At 42.0% G+C, this 20,671-nt stretch carries 9 protein-coding genes; 7 read left to right on the top strand and 2 right to left on the bottom strand.

Features of this window, described 5'->3' with window-relative positions:
- Positions 1–66 precede the first annotated feature (66 nt).
- Together DFQ12_RS09635 and DFQ12_RS09630 are read left to right on the top strand one after the other, a co-directional pair.
- Positions 67–3,126, top strand: a complete 3,060-nt coding sequence (locus DFQ12_RS09635; protein ID WP_120258714.1) for a beta-L-arabinofuranosidase domain-containing protein — start codon at positions 67–69, stop codon at positions 3,124–3,126.
- A gap of 559 nt (positions 3,127–3,685) precedes the next feature.
- The gene (locus DFQ12_RS09630; protein ID WP_244211705.1) at positions 3,686–7,720 is read left to right on the top strand and encodes a two-component regulator propeller domain-containing protein; all 4,035 of its coding nucleotides are present in this window, start codon (positions 3,686–3,688) and stop codon (positions 7,718–7,720) included.
- A gap of 57 nt (positions 7,721–7,777) precedes the next feature.
- Here the strand turns inward: DFQ12_RS09630 and DFQ12_RS09625 are convergent, their stop codons facing one another.
- Together DFQ12_RS09625 and DFQ12_RS09620 are read right to left on the bottom strand one after the other, a co-directional pair.
- The gene (locus DFQ12_RS09625; RefSeq protein ID WP_120258712.1) at positions 7,778–8,662 is read right to left on the bottom strand and encodes a heparin lyase I family protein; all 885 of its coding nucleotides are present in this window, start codon (positions 8,660–8,662) and stop codon (positions 7,778–7,780) included.
- Between the two features lie 19 nt (positions 8,663–8,681).
- Entirely contained in the window at positions 8,682–9,890 is a 1,209-nt protein-coding gene (locus DFQ12_RS09620; RefSeq protein WP_120258711.1) for a glycoside hydrolase family 88 protein, read from the bottom strand.
- Between the two features lie 359 nt (positions 9,891–10,249).
- On the opposite strand from DFQ12_RS09620, the gene DFQ12_RS09615 reads away from it, so the two are divergent.
- The 5 genes from DFQ12_RS09615 (at position 10,250) to DFQ12_RS09595 (ending at position 20,668) form a co-directional block, all read left to right on the top strand.
- A complete protein-coding gene (locus DFQ12_RS09615) occupies positions 10,250–13,408 on the top strand; it encodes a SusC/RagA family TonB-linked outer membrane protein (RefSeq protein ID WP_120258710.1) in 3,159 nt (1,052 codons plus the stop codon).
- Between the two features lie 26 nt (positions 13,409–13,434).
- Positions 13,435–15,315 carry a RagB/SusD family nutrient uptake outer membrane protein gene (locus DFQ12_RS09610; RefSeq protein ID WP_167457232.1) on the top strand — a complete coding sequence of 627 codons (1,881 nt, stop codon included), beginning with the start codon at positions 13,435–13,437 and terminating at the stop codon, positions 15,313–15,315.
- A gap of 68 nt (positions 15,316–15,383) precedes the next feature.
- On the top strand, positions 15,384–16,820 hold the full coding sequence (locus DFQ12_RS09605) for a sulfatase family protein (RefSeq protein ID WP_120258709.1): 1,437 nt from the start codon (positions 15,384–15,386) through the stop codon (positions 16,818–16,820).
- 22 nt (positions 16,821–16,842) lie between these two features.
- Positions 16,843–19,521, top strand: a complete 2,679-nt coding sequence (locus DFQ12_RS09600; RefSeq protein WP_120259294.1) for a DUF4962 domain-containing protein — start codon at positions 16,843–16,845, stop codon at positions 19,519–19,521.
- A gap of 130 nt (positions 19,522–19,651) precedes the next feature.
- Positions 19,652–20,668 (top strand): LacI family DNA-binding transcriptional regulator, encoded by a 1,017-nt coding sequence (locus DFQ12_RS09595; protein WP_120258708.1) that lies wholly within the window; start codon positions 19,652–19,654, stop codon positions 20,666–20,668.
- Positions 20,669–20,671: the final 3 nt, after the last annotated feature.

Genomic DNA, 20,671 nt, shown 5'->3' with positions numbered 1-20,671 from the left:
TTGCATGTTGTTGAACTTAAATTGGATGAAAATTGAGCTCGCGAGCTCACAATTAATGATATAGTAATGAAAAGTTACACAGTTTTTTTACGTTTTATCCTCATTGCCACGATCCTAACAAAAGGGTTTAGTGCGGTACAGGCACAAAGTGGTGATCAGATATTGGATGGAATCGGCGAAACGGGCATGATCGCGCGATATGTCTTTAATGGCGATCTAAAAGATTGGTCGCGCAACAATCTGCATGCTGCAGCTGGTCAGCATGCTACATTTATCAACGATAAGCGCTTTGGAAAAGTACTGTCCTTGTCGGGTGAAAAAAATGATTTTATCCAGATCCCTGCCGAGGCACTGACGGATATGGAGTCGTTGAGTATCTCGGGGTGGGTTTATCTGCGTTCGGAGAAAAAAGACCAGGTTGTTTTTGACTTTGGAAAAGATATGCATACACATTTCTTCGCCGCTCCTTCTGGGACAAATCTTCAGGAAGGTTTCCAAAGCGTGATTACTGCTGGGAAAAATAATCAAAAGGGAGCTGTTTCTCCAGCATTCGTATTGAATAAGTGGGTTTACCTGACGATTGTGGTGGATATTCCGGCTAAAACGATGACGACATATGTGGATGCTGTGCCTGTTGGTGAGGCTAAGCAGATACCGCGTGAGTTGTCCGAAGTTTTTGGATCTTCAGGAGACAAGAACAAGCTGTATATCGGAAAATCACTTTTAACGGGATCGCCGACCTTAGATGGAATGTTGCATGATTTTCGGATCTACCGTGTTCCATTGAGTAAAAATCAGCTTACGGCAATTTATTCCAATGCACAACGTGGGGTAAGTAATCGCGCCGTAAATGTGACCAAAGTGGAGGATAACCTGCCTGAGTTTCCATTGACCCAAGCGCAACTCTATAATGCTTACCTAGTTGCTGTGCCGGATGTGCAGGTGGAAACGACATTAGGAGATTTACCTCGTTTGCCAAGCTATGTACCGGGAACTTATAGGGAGGATATGCTTGGCCCTAAAGTACGGGTATTGTGGCCTTCGCCAAATGATAACAGCACCGTCTTGGAAGCTGGACGATATACCATTACAGGACGAGTGCCGGGAACGGATCTACAGCCTAAAGCAATCGTGACTGTTAAAACAAGTAAGGCCGCTGCGGCACCGGGGTTGAAGTTGGCAACTTTTGGACTGAATCAGGTCTCCTTGCAAGCGGATGCGCAAAATCAACAAACAAAATTCATTGAAAATCGGGATAAATTTATCAAAACCTTGGCGACGACTGATCCCAATTCTTTTCTCTATATGTTTCGCGATGCATTTGGAAAACCGCAGCCTGAAGGGGCTAAACCTTTAGGGGTATGGGATAGTCGGGACACCAAACTCAGAGGCCATGCTACGGGGCATTATTTGACGGCGATCGCACAGGCTTATGCAAGTACCGGATACGATAAAATATTGCAGGCTAATTTTGCCGAGAAAATGACGTATATGGTCAATAGCCTATACGAACTGGCACAATTGTCGGGTAAACCGCAGCAAGAAGGTGCTGTGGCTGTAGCTGACCCGATTGCCATACCTTATGGCCCCGGTAAATCCGCTTATGACTCTGATCTGAGCCAGGAAGGTATCCGTACGGATTATTGGAATTGGGGTGTAGGCTATATTAGCGCGTATCCGCCAGATCAATTTATTATGTTGGAAAAGGGTGCGAAATACGGGGGACAGATAACACAAGTTTGGGCGCCCTATTATACCTTACATAAAATTTTGGCCGGCTTAATTGATATCTATGAAGTGAGCGGGAATGAAAAGGCGCTTCAAGTGGCTACGGGGATGGCAGACTGGGTGCATGCACGTCTGAGTCAACTGCCTAAAGAAACGCTGATACAAATGTGGAAGGCGTACATTGCCGGTGAATTTGGCGGAATGAATGAGACAATGGCGCATCTCTATCGCATCACCCATAAGGAACACTATTTGAAAACCGCACAACTATTTGACAATATCGATATGTTCTTTGGCAATGCACAGCATACACATGGACTGGCCAAGAATGTCGATACTTTTCGTGGGCTGCATGCCAATCAACATATTCCACAGATTGTGGGTAGTATCGAGCTCTATCAGGTTTCGGATCTACCGGAATACTACCGGGTGGCAGATAATTTCTGGTACAAGGCTGTCAATGATTACATGTACAGCATAGGTGGGGTTGCCGGTGCGCGCAATCCGGCAAATGCGGAAGTTTTTACAGCAGAGCCCGCGACCTTATATGAGAACGGTTTTTCTGAAGGCGGACAGAATGAGACTTGTGCGACTTACAATATGCTTAAGTTGACGAGCAACCTGTTTCTTTTTGATCAACGTGCTGAATATATGGATTACTACGAACGTGGACTGTATAACCATATTTTAGCATCGGTAGCTGAAAACACGCCGGCCAATACCTATCATGTGTCACTAAGACCCGGAGCAATAAAGCAATTTGGGAATCCCAACATGACAGGCTTTACCTGTTGTAATGGTACGGCGATAGAGAGTGGTACCAAATTGCAGCATAGTATTTATTTTAAAAGCAAGGATGATCAGGCTTTATATGTCAATCTATTTATTTCTTCTACGCTGGAATGGACTGAACGTCAAATAACTGTAGCGCAGAAAACGAGCTTTCCAAAGCAAGACGAGACGGAGCTGACAATTAAAGGAAATGGCAGATTTGATCTTCATGTGCGTGTACCCGGTTGGGCAACGAAAGGATTTTATGTGGCTATCAACGGTAAAGCGCAAAAAGTACAGGCACAGCCGGGTACTTATTTGAAATTGAGCCGCAATTGGAAAAAGGGGGATCGTATCACGCTGAAAATGCCTTTCCAGTTTCATTTAGATCCGGTGATGGATCAACAGAATATTGCCAGTTTATTTTATGGACCTATCTTGTTGGCGGCTCAAGAAACTGAGGCGAGAAAAGACTGGCGTAAAGTGACTTTGGATGCGAAGGACATCAGCAAATCTATCACCGGTGATCCGCAACGTTTGGCCTTCAAGATTGATGGCGTTGACTTTAAACCTTTCTATGATACCTACGGGCGACACTCTGTGTATCTGGATGTTACATTGAAATAATTACAGGATATTATCTCCTCCTGTTCAAAGTAGAGGATGCTACCGTCATGGCTTCAACATTCCTTCCGTTAAGCAATAAATTAAAAAGCTCGTGCGCATAGTTGAGCGGTGCCTGTCTGTAAGAAAGCATGTTAAAAACCAGGAGGAATAATAGTGATTATAAAATAGATGCTCATAGGAAAAAATAGCTAGGTTTTGGTACACAGTTTCTTAGCTGCTCATTGATCCATTTTTATTGTTTGATATTTCTAAACAAAGTTTATTTATACTATATTTAAAATATGTTCGGTATTATAAGTCAGAATTGGACAAAGCGATGGCTTAAAGTTTTAGTGATTATTCCAAAAGCCGCAAGTAGAAGGGTAGGAGCTTGAAAAAGAGCTAAACTTTTGATGGCTTCCTGAGAATATTTTGCCGATATTTATAGGCTAATAAACCAGAGACTTTTATAGCGCCTAAATAGTAGTATATCTGCTATCGGATTATAGGAGTTTTGATTTAAATAATGATACTTCCCAATCTACGATCTATGCTCATCAAAAAGTGTTTAAGACATCTAATGTGCTTATTAGTACAGTTTTTGACTATTTATGGAATCTATGCGCAATCATCTTCGAAGTCATTTATTAATATTTCTGTTGATAAGGGCTTGTCCCAAAGTACGGTATTCTCCATTGCGCAAGATGTGCTTGGCTTTATTTGGGTAGGAACACAGGATGGACTCAATCGGTATGACGGTAAGACCTTCCGGATATACAAACCGCTAAAAGACGATAAATCGAGTATCAGTTCGTATTATATATTCTCATTATTTGTAGATAAAGGCGGAAAGCTCTGGGTAGGTGGTAATGGAGGACTGAGTTTGTATAACGCCAATACTGACAGTTTTAAGAACTATACACTCCATCCTAAACCGGGCGAATGGTACGTGACCAATATCATTCAGGATCAACAAGGGGGGATTTGGTCCTCGACCAACACAGGCGAAATTTATAAATACGATCTGAAAAATGATACTTTCAAAGAATTAAAACCCAATATAGCTGTTTATGGGGCTAAAGGAATATACTGCGTTGCCGCTATAGGTGATGAACTTCTGCTCGGTACGGAAAATGGACTGTTTTTTTATGAGGTTCAGACGGGGAAGACAAGACCATTAGCGAATCCTTTCGGTAATATATGGGTCAATTATTTTTATAGTGATGGACCTTTCTTGTGGATCGGAACCGAGGGTAAAGGTCTCTTACGGTTGGATACCAGAAACTATCAATTCATAAACCATCTCCGAATTCCGATGAACGGCCGGAGTATCGCGGATAATAACATACGTGGTATAACGAAAGATGCAAACGGGAAGTTATGGATCGGAACATTTGGAGGCTTGTCCATTTTCGATGGTGTAGGGAATTTTGAAAATTACTACCATCATACCAATTCACCACTGACATTAAGTCAAAACTCTGTGCGTTGCATCTTTCGCGATAGGCAAGGAGGGATGTGGCTGGGGACCTATTATGGTGGTCTGAATTACTTTCATAACGATCACATTAGTTTTAATCTGCTGTCTCAAAATACAGGTTCTGCCATGTTGAATGACAAGGTAGTCAATGTAATCAAAGAGGATAACAAGGGGAATTTCTGGATCGGAACGAATGATAGAGGTGTCGATTATTGGCAACCGAAGGAGAATGCCATTAGGCATTTTGCATATCAGGAGACGGGTGGTTCAATTAGTTCCAATAATATCAAAGCAATCGCATTTGATACCGAAGGAAAAATTCTATTGGGAACACATAATAGTGGTCTCAATATATTGGATCCGAAAACGGGTTATTGTCGGGTCTTTAGACACCTTCAGGATGATCCAGGGAGTATCTCGGGGGATATGGTGTATGCACTATTGAAAGATCATAGCGGCAAAATCTGGGTCGGAACAAAGACCGGACTTGATCAATTTGATGATGTCAGTGGTGAATTCAATGCATTTAAAGCTGATAAAACTGGAGCCCAATTGAGTTCAATGGAGATTAATTTTCTGATGGAGGACAGTAAAAAACGAATTTGGATCGGTACCAATAATGGTTTGAATATTTATAACCTGATTAATACTAGACTCGAGCAGGTGGAAAATAGTACCTTGAGCAATGACGTCATCAACTTTATCGCCGAAGATAAAAAAGGACGGATTTGGATCGGTACCCGGGATGGCCTAAATCTTTTTGATGAATCAAAACGCAGTTTTATCAACTATAAAGACAGACCCGATTTTACGAAAGGGACCATCAACAGCATACTTCCTGATGAAGAGGGCAACCTCTGGCTGGGACTTAGCAGTGGCCTGGTCAAATATAATACCGATTCGAAACAGCGTGTTTACTTTGATGGCTTGCATACCTTACAAAATACGCAGCTTAATTTAAATGCCGCCTGTAGGGCCAAAGATGGCATGATGCTGTTTGGCGGAATTAATGGTATTAGCTATTTCTACCCTAAATCCATCAATCATGCGCCTTTAAAGTTAAGAATAGTGTTTACAGGCCTGGAGTTGTTTAATAAAACTATTTCGGCCGGGGATGGCAGCAATATTTTGGATCAGCAGGTCGATGCTGTCAACGCTTTGCAATTCAATCACGAGCAGAAACAGTTTACAATTTTCTTCAATACGTTCAATTTTATTGCGCCCAATAGTACCAAATACAGCTATAAGCTAGATGGTTATGATCAGGAATGGCAACAAGCAGAAAATATACCTAAGGCCAGCTACGCCAATCTGCCAGCTGGTAAATATATTTTTCGTGTCAAAGCAACCGGTTCACAGGGAGAACAGAGTCCCGAACGTTCGCTGGAGATTATTATAAAACCAATCTGGTATAAAACAACCTGGTTTTACTTACTGCTTGCTGTGTCGATCGCAGCAGCAGGATATATCGTTTACCGTATCCTTATCGATCGGATACAGGCCAAGCATCAGCTTAAATTGGAACGTATACAACGAGAAAAAAACAATTACCTGAATAAGGTGAAAATGGATTTCTTTACGAATGTTTCCCACGAATTTAGAACTCCGCTTTCACTGATTATGGCGCCTTTGGAAGAGATCCTGGCCCGACCGGGTTTAGACCGAAAGCTGCGGCGAAGTCACGAATTGATCATGCGCAATACGAAGCGACTTTTTGATATGGTGAATCAATTGCTCGATTTTCGGAAAACAGAGTTGGGCACTCGAAAATTACAGGTTGCCAAACTAGATTTGGTAGACTTAACAGCACATGTGAGCCATTCCTTTACTCCACTGTCAGATAAACAACATATCGACTTTACATTTATCCCAACGATTGATTCCTTGGTTTGTTATATCGATCGTGTTGCTGTAGAAAGCATGCTCTATAATCTATTGTCCAATGCCTTTAAATACTCGGCTGCCGGTGATTCCGTCCGTGTTGAACTGGAAGCCAATGCCAGAGAGGCCATCATCCGGGTGAAAGATACAGGGAGAGGAATGGCCCAAGAACATCTGCACAGAATATTTGAAAGCTTCTATCAGATAGATCAAAAAGAAATGAATCTGGGGTCGGGCGTGGGATTAGCTTTCACCAAAAGCCTGGTCGACTTACACCACGGTGTGATCAATGTCAGCAGCGAATTGGGACAGGGCAGTATATTTACCATAATCTTGCCCTTAGCCGATGATGTGTATGCACAGGATATACATAGCATTGATCCGCAGGAAACAAATTGGCATCAAGAAGACAATAAATTGATGGCAGAGGAGGGCAGCCTGGATCAGGAAATAGCTACGATAACCACAGCGGAAAGGGAAAAAGAAGTTTTGATGATTGTCGATGACAATCGTGAAATTGTGACTTACCTAGCTGCGTATTTTAGAAATAATTATACAGTCATAACGGCATTTGATGGTAAAGAAGCGTTGGGATTATTGTCCGATAATCATCCCGATGCCATCATTAGTGATGTCATGATGCCTGAAATGGATGGCCTACATTTTTGCAAAAAAATTAAACAGAATATTCAAACAAGCCATATACCCATCATTCTGCTCACCGCAAAATCGGAGATTTCGCAACAACTTAGAGGTTTTGAGATGGGAACCGACGATTATATTTTGAAACCTTTCTCCATCGCACTGCTGGATGCAAAAGTGAAAACATTGCTGCGTACACGGGACCGTCTAAGGAACTATTACAAAAACACAAGGGAAATTGAACCGGAGAAACTAACGTTTAATCAATTGGATCAGGGATTTTTGGAAAAAACAATCGCAATCATCGAATCCAATCTGGATGAATATAATTTCTCCGTCGAAATACTTAGTCAAGAGCTAGGGATGAGTCGCACAAATCTATATTTGAAGATTAAAGCCATTACCGGAGATACAGTGACAGCAATGATTAAGCGAATACGCTTGAAGAAGGCGGTGGAATTGCTGCGGGAAAGAAAGCATAGTCTATCGGAAATTGCGTACAAATGTGGATTTAATACACCATCTTATTTTTCTACAGCATTTAAACAGGTCTATGGTTGTATGCCTTCGGAGTATCTGGAAAAGCAAGGGGAAAATACACCTCCTTCCTAAAAGTAAAAGCCGCTTTGGTGTTGAATCATCCAAAACGGCTTTTTTAAGAGTATAGCCCTAATCTAGGCTATATATCTTTATATCATCGTGATAAATAATGCGGGTGGGAACTTCTGGAGGCGTACTGTTGGGCTGTGAAGCCGGTAGGTAAAGCCCCCATTTGAGATACCCCGATGGATTAGGGCCAGTTACAGCTTGATTAAATGTAGCGATATTGGCAATCTCCCATTTTAGGGTATATTCAGACTCGCCCTGCAATCGACAATAGACTTTATAGTAACCGGTTGTGTCGGTAGTCATTTTTGCATCAATACGGATATCAATCCATTGGTTGATATAAGGGCGAAAATCGTTTATAATCTTTGGTTCAATATTGGCATATGGGAGGCGGAACGTGATTGTATTTCGTTTCACATTGAGATACCAGGAGGGATTTCCACCACCGTTTTGTTTGCCCTGAAAGATAATGGAACCATTTGCAGCCCAAGCGGTGGTATAAGGCACCCAATCCTTTAACAGAAAACTTGCTTCAAAACGACGTTTATCGCCATTGTAGTATTTTCCTTCGTCAAATAGCTGCGCGGTAGCCGCTTCACTTCGCCAATGATTGTCTGAAAAGTAGCTGCTATCACCCACAACGACTTTATGTGCAATGGCATAGTTTCCTGTCCGGGCCGAGCTCACGACATATTCCGCACTATCAGCGGTTGCATGTGTGGTGGTCAGGTTGGGGATCCCTGAGTTTTTAGTACCTGATTCATAATTGACATCCACGAGGAGTGTAGCAGAATCCATAACTGTAGTCAGGTGACTATGTGCGCTAAGTTTTGATGTCGCAGTCGATTGGTCTAGTGTGGCTACAGATTTAGAACAAGAGCTTGCAACGAGCAATAAGAGCGATATTTTGCTCAATCTGTTTAAATTTAGGAATTGGTTTTTCATGTGTTATAAAATTTAAGGTTTATTTCATGGTTAGTTTTTTTAGTTCAGCATATCGTTTCATGGCTTCTAAATAATAGTAATCGGCATAATCCAAAGGCGTATCAATTTCTGAATTGTATAGGAATGCCCCTACACTATGCTTAAGGAGGAAGAAGTGATTATCACCAGGTTTTGCGAGGTATTTGTCGGATGACAGTGTTTTTAGAAGATCCTCGGCGTAATCAACGTATTTTGCTCCATTTTTGACTTCGGTACTCAGTTCGAGCAGTCCACAGGCAATGACAGCCGCCGCCGAGGCGTCACGCGGAGCTCTACCGTCCTCGTCCAGGTCATAGGCGTTGTGAACATCGAGATCCCAGGCAGGGATTTTATCGACTTTTAAGGTCGGATGATTCATAATAAAAGCAGCGATAGCTTCGGCCTGTTTTAAAAATTCGGGGTTCTTGCTAAAGCGGTAACACATCGCATAGCCATACAAGCCCCAAGCTTGCCCACGGGCCCAGGATGACTCATCTGTCAATCCCTGATGAGTCTTTTTACTGATCACATTGCCCGTAGTGGCGTCGTAGTCCACAACATGGTAGCTACTGTGATTCGATCTATAATGATTTTTTAGGGTGGTGAGGGCATGCGTATCGGCGATGCTACTGTATGTAGGTTTATCAAATTGAGCTGCCCCCCAATAGAGATATTCGAGATTCATCATATTGTCTATGATAACGGGATAATGAAGCCATGCAAAGTCCCAAGAACGGATCGCTCCCACTTTGGGATTGAAGCGCGCGGCCAAATTTTTGGCACCATCTTCCAATACAGGTAGGTAGGATTTGTCTTTTGTAATGCGATAGGCATTGCCATAAGAGCAATACAGCATAAAGCCAAGATCATGGGTATTGGTGATGTAGCGGATAGAATCAAGTGCTAATGTAAATCGTTTGGCTTGGCCTGCTAATTTTGGATCTTGTGTCAATTCATAACCGTACCACAATGACCCCGGGAAGAAGCCAGTTGTCCAATCTTTGTAATCCGCCAAACGGACAGATCCATCCGGATTGACCGAACGTGGATTTTGTCCAGGGGTATATCTTTGGGTTGCCTTGTTCAGCTGTTGGCCAATAACATGCACTGAATGTTGAAACCAATTTGGCGTATTCGTCTGTTGCGCATAAATGGTGGTGCTGCTACTAAGCGCTAGCGTAAAAATAAAGGTGCGGAATCCTTTCATCATGATTTTTTTATAAATGTATGTCAATCGTAAAAGTACCTAGGGACGGGGATTTCGACTTTCTCATTTGTTGCGGATACTTTTAAAAATGATAAACGACTTGGTTATTTTGTGGGCTGGTCGTTCAATGCCAGTTTTTATATACGATTATTGGAGTTGATAATAAGTCGCTTAGCTTTTGGTTTATCAAAATTGCAAGCTTTTTTATCATAATTGAAATCGGATCAGAGGCGGTATTATTAAGTTTGTCCTAGCGGAATTGCCAAAGATTTATCTACCTGCTAAATTATGATGATTAAGCTGGCAAACGACAAACTACTTATAAACACATTATTAAATTAATTAAAAACCTAATTTATAAAATGAAGCAATTTTGGTTGATTGGGGTATTCTTGTTTAGCTGTCTGGGCATCTATGCACAGCAAACAATAACCATTAAAGGAAGGGTTCAGGATGAAAATGGTAAACCTTTGGTCGGTGTTACCATTCTTGAAAAAAACTCGCGACGAAACACTGCATCGAAAGGGGATGGAAATTTTTTGATCGCTGCTCCAGCAGATGGGGTATTGGTCTTTACCTATGTTGGGTATAGAACATTAGAAAAACAAATCAATAACCAGACCAGCCTAAACATTTCCCTACAAGCCGAGGATAAAAGTCTGGATGAGGTCGTGGTGATCGGCTACGGTACTCAAAAACGAAAAGATTTGACGGGGGCTGTTTCTTCTGTGAAAGGGGAAGAGCTGGCAAAAGTACCTGTTCAAAACGTAGCCCAAGCATTGCAAGGACGCCTTTCGGGGGTTCAGGTAAGTACGAATGATGGTACTCCAGGGCAGAGTCCTTCGATAAAAATTCGTGGTGGTACCTCAATAACCCAAAGCAATGAGCCTTTATATGTGGTGGATGGAGTGCCACAAACGGATGGCTTAGCATTCTTGGATCCGATGGATATTGAGTCTATTGATGTTTTAAAAGATGCTTCTGCAACGGCAATATATGGTGCACGTGGAGCCAATGGTGTTGTTTTGGTCACGACAAAAGTTACCAAAGCCGGTAAAATGAGAATCAATTACGATGGCTATGTGGGGGTGAAGAAATTTAATGCCAATATTCCACTATTAAATTCATACGAATACCTGAAGTTGCAATGGGAACGTGCCGGAACCGACCAAGTCAAAAAAGATATATTCATCAATCGGTATGGAACGTATGATTCTCTACAATATTATTATGGAAATAAACCGGGGATAAATTGGCAAGACGAAATCTTTGGTGGTTCCCCAGTCAGCCAGTATCATAAACTGAGCCTAAACGGTGGGGGGAAAGATACCAAGTTTAATGTGTTCTATTCCCGCAACGATGACAAGGGAATTATGATCAATAGCGGTGCCTTGAAGAATATTGCTAAACTAACCCTGAATCATAAATTAGGTGATAAAGTAACACTAAATGCTATCGTAAATTATTCCAATCAGAAGGTTACGGGATTGGGGACAAATGAGGGTGGAAATACAAGATTGAGTTTTCTACAGACCGTGCTTAGATATCGACCTGTCAATGGACGCAACGACGCTGATACCGATCTGATAGATGCCGAACGCGATCCCTATGATCCAGCACCGGAGGCACCGACTTTTCAAAGTCCAATTATTGCATTGGAATCACAACGACGGGAGCAGTTGATCAAAACATTGAATGCGAGTGCCACCTTACAGTACAATCTGACCAACAAGCTGGTTTATCGCGGTTTGGTCAACTATACGGAGAGTGGTAACAAGAGCAAACAATTTACAGATTCGCGATCTGTTACCGCGATTAGGGCTGGCGGTCCTTTTGGGAGCATTAATGATATACAGACCAATCGCTTCAACTATAGCAATACATTAAGTTACAGCGACACCTATCTTGATCAACATAAAGTGGATTTCACCTTAGGGCAAGAATATATTCGCAATTACATCGAAAGCTTTGGTAGTGGTGCGATCAATTTTCCGGAAGTCAATCATGGATGGAACGATCTGTCGATGGGAACGGTCGCTAATTTTCCAACTTCCCATGCCGAGGAAGATATGTTATTGTCTTTTTTTGGTCGGTTAAATTACGGATTTAAAGATAAATACTTGCTGACGGCAACCTTGCGTGCCGATGGCTCTTCCAAATTTGCTCCTGAGAGCAGATGGGGTTATTTCCCATCCGTAGCAGGTGCTTGGCGTATCGTGAACGAGGATTTTATGAAATCTATCTCCGCTGTATCGGATCTTAAATTGCGTGTCAGCTACGGGAAATCGGGTAACAACCGCATTGCAAACTACGCTTTCTTAGGGATTTTTAATTCGGGTTTCTATCCGCTAAACCGCCAGATGACCCCGACAGCGTATCAAAGCAATTTGCCCAATCCAAAGCTTAAATGGGAAGCTAATCAGGCAACAAATATCGGATTGGATTTAGGTTTGTTCAGTCAAAGGCTGACTTTAACGACCGAATGGTACAACAACCGCTCCAAGGATCTATTGTTCAATACACGTATACCAGCGAGCTCAGGCTACATGATGCAGTTCCAAAATATTGGAACGACTTCAAGTCACGGCCTTGAATTTACCTTGAATACCGTTAATGTTAAAAACAACAATTTCAACTGGAGTACCAATGTCAACATCGCTTTTCCGAAGACAAAAGTTCTTGGATTGAGCAACGATGAAAAATCAATGGTGACCAACAGTTATACGACTTCCAATGATTATATTCTTGAGGTAGGTAAACCGGTAGGGATCATGTATGGTTATCTTGCTGATGGCTTATATACGGTTGATGATTTCGATTTCAATGCATCAAATAATACCTATGCGCTTAAGACGGGTGTGGTGAAGGATAATGTGACGGTACAGCCCGGTTTTCAAAAATTTAAAGATATCAGTGGTCCAGATGGTAGTCCTGATGGTATTATCAACGATTATGACCGAACCTACATAGGCAATGCCAATCCACGCTATACGGGTGGAATAGGAAATACATTCAGTTATAAAGGGATAGATCTCAGTGTGTTTTTGAACTTTGTTGTAGGGAACGATGTCTACAACGCGAATACCCTTGCCAATATGGTCAATAATGACTACTACAATACCTTGAGTTTTATGGCCGATCGATTTACGACAATCGATGCTGCGGGTAACAATATCATGAACAACCCCGAACAGCTTGCTGCATTGAACCAAGGGAAAACAGTTGCTTCTTACAACGGATATTCTACAGGCAGATTGTTCGATCGTGTTATCGAGGACGGGTCTTTTTTACGGATCAATAATATCAGTCTCGGCTATACATTGCCTAAGAAACTTCTCAATAAAATGAAGATTGCCAACGCACGGATCTATGTTACAGCGTACAATCTCCATGTATTTACAAAGTACTCAGGCTATGATCCGGAGGTGAGTGTTATCAACAATGCGATCACCCCGGCTGTGGATTTCAGTGCTTATCCGAAGGCTAAGTCTTTTGTTGTGGGAATCAATCTGTCTTTATAAACTGTGTATTTAAAATCATATTTGATATGAACCTTAAAATAAAATCTTCGAGAAATTTGCTGATAGCGGGTTTTTCACTGTTCACTTTGCTACCCCTGCATTCGTGCAAAAAAATATTGGATGCCGAAGCGTATTCCAGCTTTACAAGCGATAATTTCTTTTCTGACGTTAATGAGGCAAATATGGCAACATTGGGAGTCTATGAGATTATGTCATCGCTCGACGTCTATGGTTGGAACCTACCCATGGTATTTGATACCGATACCGATATTGGACAAATTTCGGGCGATACTGGCGATGCTTGGCGGGTGATACCCCATTATAAAGGTATGCCAGAGACAAATGTTTATTATACGGTATGGAGTGCCTTCTATACGGGGATTAATCGGGCCAATACGGTGATCGAAAAGATCCAGCAGATGGCTCAATTTCAAAATGGTTCGGAAGATCAAAAAGCACAGCTCAACCGCTTTTTAGGGGAAGCAAAATTTCTGAGGGGTTTTTATTATTCGGAATTGCTGCGTCTTTGGGGCGATGTGCCCTTTAAGATCTCCTCTTCCAAAGCAGGTGATAATCTAACGGTGGGTCTGACGGATCGATATGAGATTTATGGGCAGGTCATAAAAGATATGCAGGAAGCAGCTGAACTTCTTCCAGCTGCTATGCCGACTAATGAACGCATCAATAAATGGGCCTGCAAAGCGATGCTCGCACGGGTTGCTTTATTTGCTGGCGGTTATTCGCTCAATGCCGAAGGGACAATGAAAAGATCTGAAAAATATAAAGCGTATTATGTTTTGGCCCAACAACAGATCAATGATGTCATTGCGGCAAATGTATATAAGCTTAATCCAGATTATATACAGGTATTCAAAAACCAAAGCCAGCATAAATTGGAGTTCACAGAGAATATTTTTGAGGTAGCTTTCTCCAATCCAGCTGGAACGCGCGGTAACGGTTCATGGATTGGCTTTTGGAATGCAGCAACGACTACAAAGGGTGTTTTTCAGCCCACTAATCCAAGATACATTGTCATGCGGCCATTTTATGATCTATTTCAGGACAATGATCAGCGAAAGGACTTTGTCATAGCAAAATACAATATCAATGCAGCTGGAGCACGGACTTATTTGACCGGAAATAACGAAGCCAATTGGGCGGTCGGAAAATGGAGCCGTGAATACCAGTCGAATGACGCTTTGGAAGCCAGTTTCACCTATATCAATCATGTCGTCATGCGATACTCCGATTTACTGTTGATGCGCGCGGAAGTAGAAAGTGAATTAAACGGTGGGCCTAATGCGATTGCGCTTGATGCGATCAATCAGGTCAGAAGAAGGGCTTATGGTTTGGATAACACAAAGAGTGGTGTTAGTCTGACAATAGCCAATGCGGGTACAGGATATACCGCAAATCCAACACTCACCTTATCTGGTGGTGGCGGTAATTTTGCAGCCGCACGAATCTCAGCCCGCAATCCAGGAACGAATAGCTTAAAGACACTGGTGATGGATAACGTCGGCCAGGGCTATACATCGGTCCCATCGGTATCCGTAACGGGGGGCGGGGGTACTGGAGCTGTTGTAGCGGCTTCTCTTGTATCAAAGGCCACTCCAGAGCAGATTTACATTAAACCGGGATTGAACCAGGGGGCATTTTTGAATCTTATCATGGAAGAGCGGGCAAAGGAACTTTGTTTTGAAGGGATGCGACGTGCGGATTTGATTCGGTGGAATAAGCTGTCCAGTGCGATTGCCGAAACCAATACCACAGTGAAAGCGATTCGGGCGAATTATCCTTATCCTGCCTTTGATAATTTTGTGCCCGGAAAACATGAATTATATCCGTTTCCACAAAATGAAACTGATGTGAATAAAGCGATAACGAGACAAAATCCTGGTTTTTAAATGTATAGCTATAGCTGTAATGCTATTTCATAACATTTTATTTTAACAAATTGATAAGCGGAAAGTAGATGAAAAATAGTAGTATAAAATTAGATATTCACCATTTTTTTTGGAAAAAGATCAATTTTTTAACAAAATTTAAAATCAGCACAACAGGTCTGCTAATTCTGTGTTTTGTGGGGAGGACCGAGGCCCAAAACGAGCAAAGACCAAATATCTTGATTATCATGACCGATCAACAAACAGCAGACGCCATGGGCGCTGCCGGAAATCGGGATTTGCATACGCCAGCGATGGATAAGCTTGCTGCAAATGGTGTACGTTTCAGCAGAGCGTATTGTGTCCAGCCTCTGTGTGCCCCATCACGTACAGCGATTTTCAGTGGTCGTCGGCCTCACGAAACTGGTTTTATCGGTAATGTCCCGGAGAAAGATGGTCTTTGGCCCGATAGCCTACTCATGATGGGGAAGATATTTCAGGCCGGTGGTTATAAGACTGGCTATGTCGGAAAATGGCATCTGTCGATCCCGGTCTCAAAAATAAGCCAGCATGGTTTTGAATATATTCAGAATACAGATTTTCTGGATTACAACGATGCGGCGACGCCTTCTTATTGTGCGCGTTTTATCCGTGATCATAAAAAAGATCCTTTTCTGTTGGTTGCGTCTTTTTTGAATCCACACGATATCTGTGAATGGGCACGGGATGAAGAATTGAAAATGGATGTCCTCAAGGATGCTCCAGCACCTGAACTATGCCCTGTTTTGCCCGCAAACTGGAAGAAACCTGCCCATGAACCGGAAATGGTACGGGAGCAACAAAAATCTAATTTCCGTACTTATCCGAGTATCAATTGGACGGAAGGCCAATGGCGTCAGTACCGTTGGGCTTATAATCGATTGGTGGAAAAGGTCGATAATTATATTGAAATGGTACTGGCATCGTTGAAAAAGTATGGTATTGAAAAAAATACGATCATCATTTTTACTTCTGATCATGGTGATGGCTACGCTGGGCATAGTTGGAACCAAAAGCAGGTCCTCTATGAAGAATCGATCAAAGTGCCTTTTATTATCTCACAAATAGGGCAAATGAAACCTCGAGTTGATGATATGCTGATCTGTAATGGTACAGATATTATACCAACAATCTGTGGTTTTACAGGAGTGAAGGTTCCTTCGTACTTAAAAGGACTGGATATCAGTGAAAGGTTGATAGTGCCTACTGCAATTTTACGTGATACCCTGGTTGTGGAAACCGATTTTGCAGACAATGAAGAGCTCCTAGGAATCAGCGGAAGAGCGGTCATTACCGATGGCCTGAAATATATTGTATACAGCAAAGGTAAGATACGGGAACAACTATTTGATCTTGTCAAGGATCCGGGAGAAACAAACAATTTGGCCGTACTGCCCGCTAATGAATCAAAATTAAAAGCCATGCGTCAATATCTCAAAGCTTGGTGTAAGAAAAATGGCGATGCGTTTGAACAACACGTATTATAAGATGAGGACACAAATCATAACTATGAAAACCTTATTATCTCTTTTATCGACCCTTGTCGTATTGAATTTGTCAGCCCAAGAGGCTGGAGTGATCAAGCTGACACAAAATAAATTGCATGCACGTGTGCGTGAGTGGCCTTATCCAGTGGGAGGAACGATTGTTTCCTCCAATGCCCCTGCGTTGATGTGGCCTGCTACAAACGGCAAAGAGATGGTACTCCCGATGGAAAGTGGAAGTGAAGTGCCACAGGATCCAGGTATTGCTGATATCCAGTACAAGGTTATTTTAGCAAGGGATAGTAAATTTACCAAAAATGTCATCGCGAGTGACCCTCAGGCCTGGGCGGTTTATCCTTTACATCAGGCCTTGGCGACTGGCCGCTGGTATTGGCAGTATGCATATAGAAAGAAAGGGAACGACAATTGGACTTGGTCTCCAGTATATGATTTTGTAATCGACGCCAAAACGCAAGGCCAGCAAGTATCTCCTCCAGTCAGGGAGGTCCTTGCGCGCAATGAAGCTGCCCACCCTCGCTTATGGGGAATGCATGCGCGAGGTCAAGCTTTTTATGAAAATAACTTGAACAACCCCGAAGCGCATAGTTTTATTGCTTACGCCAAGAAGCTGATGCTGGAACCTTTACCGGAGGAAAAACCAATGCGTATCATTGATTCTACAGGTAAGACAGCGCTCGAAAAGAAAAAGATTATCGAGGCCATGTACCATGGTTTTGGGGATGCAGTGGGGACACCAATCAGCAATCTGTGTATTGCCTACCGGTTGACCAAAGACGAACGCTTTTTACGCGATGCCAAACGGCGAGCCCTGAATATCGCGCAAATGGATCCCAATGGACTCGCAACGGGTGATGACTTTACAAGTGGAGCAGTGCTGGAAGCTTTGGGATGGTTTTATGATGCAGGATATCATATCTTGACAGCAGAAGAGAAGACTTTATTTCAGCAGATTATCAGGTTGCGTGCAAAACGCGTATATGACCATCTACCCAATCGATTTGAATTACATGTCAGTGATAACCATATCTGGCAAATTACGATGCGTAATTTGACTATTGCTACTGTAGCGGTGATGGGGGATGTACCGGAAGCGAAAGAATGGCTGTCGTACCTCTATGAGATCTGGAGTGCGCGTTTTCCGGTATTGGGAACAACGGATGGAGGTTGGCATGAAGGGAATGGGTATTTCAAAGTCAACTATAAATCCATCATTTATTTGAGCCAATTATTTGCTGATCTATCGGGTGTTGATTATTATCAGCTTCCTTGGATGAAGAATCTTCCCTTTTACTTACTGTATACGCATCCACCTGCATCGGCAACAACAGCGTATGGAGATATGTGGGAGAATACGCCTTTTATGACCCGGCAGCAAGGATTATTTGCCGATGCTTTTGCTTATCGTGCCGAAAACCCTTATTTAAACTGGTATGTGGCAACGATAAAAAAAGACAATCCCGAGTATTTTACAAGGCCTTCGGATGATTATCTTTTTTATAGGCTACTTAATTATAATCCGACTAGGAAGCTGCCTCAGCAATCGCCGCGGCATCTCCCCAAGCTGCGAAATTTTGCAGATGTGGGTGTTGCGGCCATACATTCCAATTTGGCAGATACAAAAAAAGATCTAAGCAGTTATTTGATGAGTAACCCCTTTGGTTCATCAGGACATGGAAGTGCCTCACAAAATGCTATTACAGTCAATTTCAAAGGAAAGACGATTTTTGGCGGTTCGGGGTATTATGGCAACTTTAGCGATCAACATAATTTGCTCTACTATCGTACTTCAAGAGCCTACAGTACGATATTGGTGGATAGTCTTAGCCAGAAAATTGGCGAGGAGGGCTATGGATGGATTCCGCGTACCCTAAGTGGCGAACGGATCCAATATGCATTGGGAGACGCAAGCAACGCTTATGGTCCCATTGAAAGTAGCTTTTGGCTGAATAGGTTTGACCAGCTTGGAATTGACCCCAACAACACGGGAGTATACGGTGATGTGAATGTAACAAAATATCGTCGCCATATGATACAATTGGAGGACGAAATAATAGTCCTTTATGATGAGCTAGAGGCGAAACAGCCTATAAAATGGACAACGCAATTTCACGCCCCTTATTATGAAATGAGAACCATACCATCAACAGACAACAAGGTTCAAAACTTTGAAGTGTTAACTGAAGTGGGACATGCAATGGCTAGCGTTTTTGCTGCTGTGCCGATAGGGATGAAGATCCATAATAAGTTTTCAGAGCCTGCAGTCAATTGGGCCAATGTAAAAGATGTCAATGGTAACATTAAAGAATTCAAAGATCAATGGCATTGTGGGGTTACCTCTATAGCGGTAAAAAAGATGCGCTATCTGACCGTTATACAGATTAAAGAAGGTAAACCGCAATTAATCACAGGAACAAAAAGTAATGATGGGCAAACTGTATTGCGGATTGGTAGCTGGCAGATAATCGCCCAGCTTGATGGTTCTAAAAATGCAAGACTACAGATTAGAGATTCATCATCAGTTTTCGATTACGGAAGTGATAAGGCTATTGATTTTGCAGGTAAAAAATATATCCGGAAACAGAGGGGGAGCACTTTGTTAATTGACGGTTTTAAAGGGAAAACTCGTCAATACGAAGCTGTGGATGTCTTGCCAGATGTGGTGAAATACGATACTGTAAAGTAGCCGTTCCAATATAGAAAATTTTCATTTTGGTTATCAATTGCATAAAAGGTCTTTCCTGATTAAAATCAACGCGGTTCTAATGGGACTGACCTTTGTGCATTGGTTATTTGTGAATTAAAACGAATTCAGTATGCAACATGTTACGATAAAGGAAATTGCCAGAGCATTAAACTTGTCTTTTTCTACAGTATCGAGATCATTAAATGATAACTATCAAATCAGTGCCAAGACCAAAACATTGGTGAAAGATTATGCCGCATCGGTCAATTATATTCCCAACCTGGCTGCAAAAGCACTAAAATCGGGTGTTTCCAATTCGATCGCTGTTGTTGTCCCATTTTTGTCAAGCCCTTTCTTCATTGATTTTTTTGAAGAAATCACTATGTTATTTTCAGAGACGAACTATAATGTTATTCTTTTTCAGACATTTAATAGCCCATCTAAAGAATCCGAGGCCTTGGATATAGCCATACAAAATCGTGTGGCAGCCATTGTTATTTCACCAGTGCACGATAATTCTAACTGTTCGAAACTGGGCTATATTCAAAAACAGATCTGTCCGGTGGTGATTTTTGATCGAACCAATCATCAATTGGAAGCAAGTAAGATTGGCGTACAACACAAAAGGGAAATCTTCATTGCAGCTGATAAATTGTTGAAACAGGGTTGTCGGAATATTTTGTTGGTCTGTTGTAAAGGTATTGGTGATAATGATGCACGAATTTTAGGTATAAAAAAAGCTTTTTTTTGCAAAGAAAAGCTGGTCTATAACTGGTCCGTTCTTGAAATTGAATACAGTCATCCCAATGAAGATCTTAAAAAGCAACTTGGTAGGCTACTGGAAGAGCAGGAGGGAGGAAGGCAATATGATGGTATTATAGCAACGACAGATACATTAACAACAAAAGTTTTACCATTACTTTTAACATATGAAGGAATAATTGCTGAAGGTGTCCAGGTTATCGGATTTTCAAATACGGTCTATGTGAGGATACTTAATCCTACATGGACGATATTTACGCAGCCTTCACGACAAATGGCCATAAGATGTTATGAAACAATATTGGAATTGATTAGATGTAAAAAACTGCATATCAACCCGGAATATAATACGGATTTTTTGGACATTATTCCTTATTCCCGCTAGTAA

Source organism: Sphingobacterium detergens, assembly GCF_003610355.1.
Classification (GTDB): Bacteria; Bacteroidota; Bacteroidia; order Sphingobacteriales; family Sphingobacteriaceae; genus Sphingobacterium; species Sphingobacterium detergens.
The sequence above is the reverse complement of the archived record's forward strand: the minus strand, read 5'-3'. Positions and strand labels throughout refer to the sequence as shown.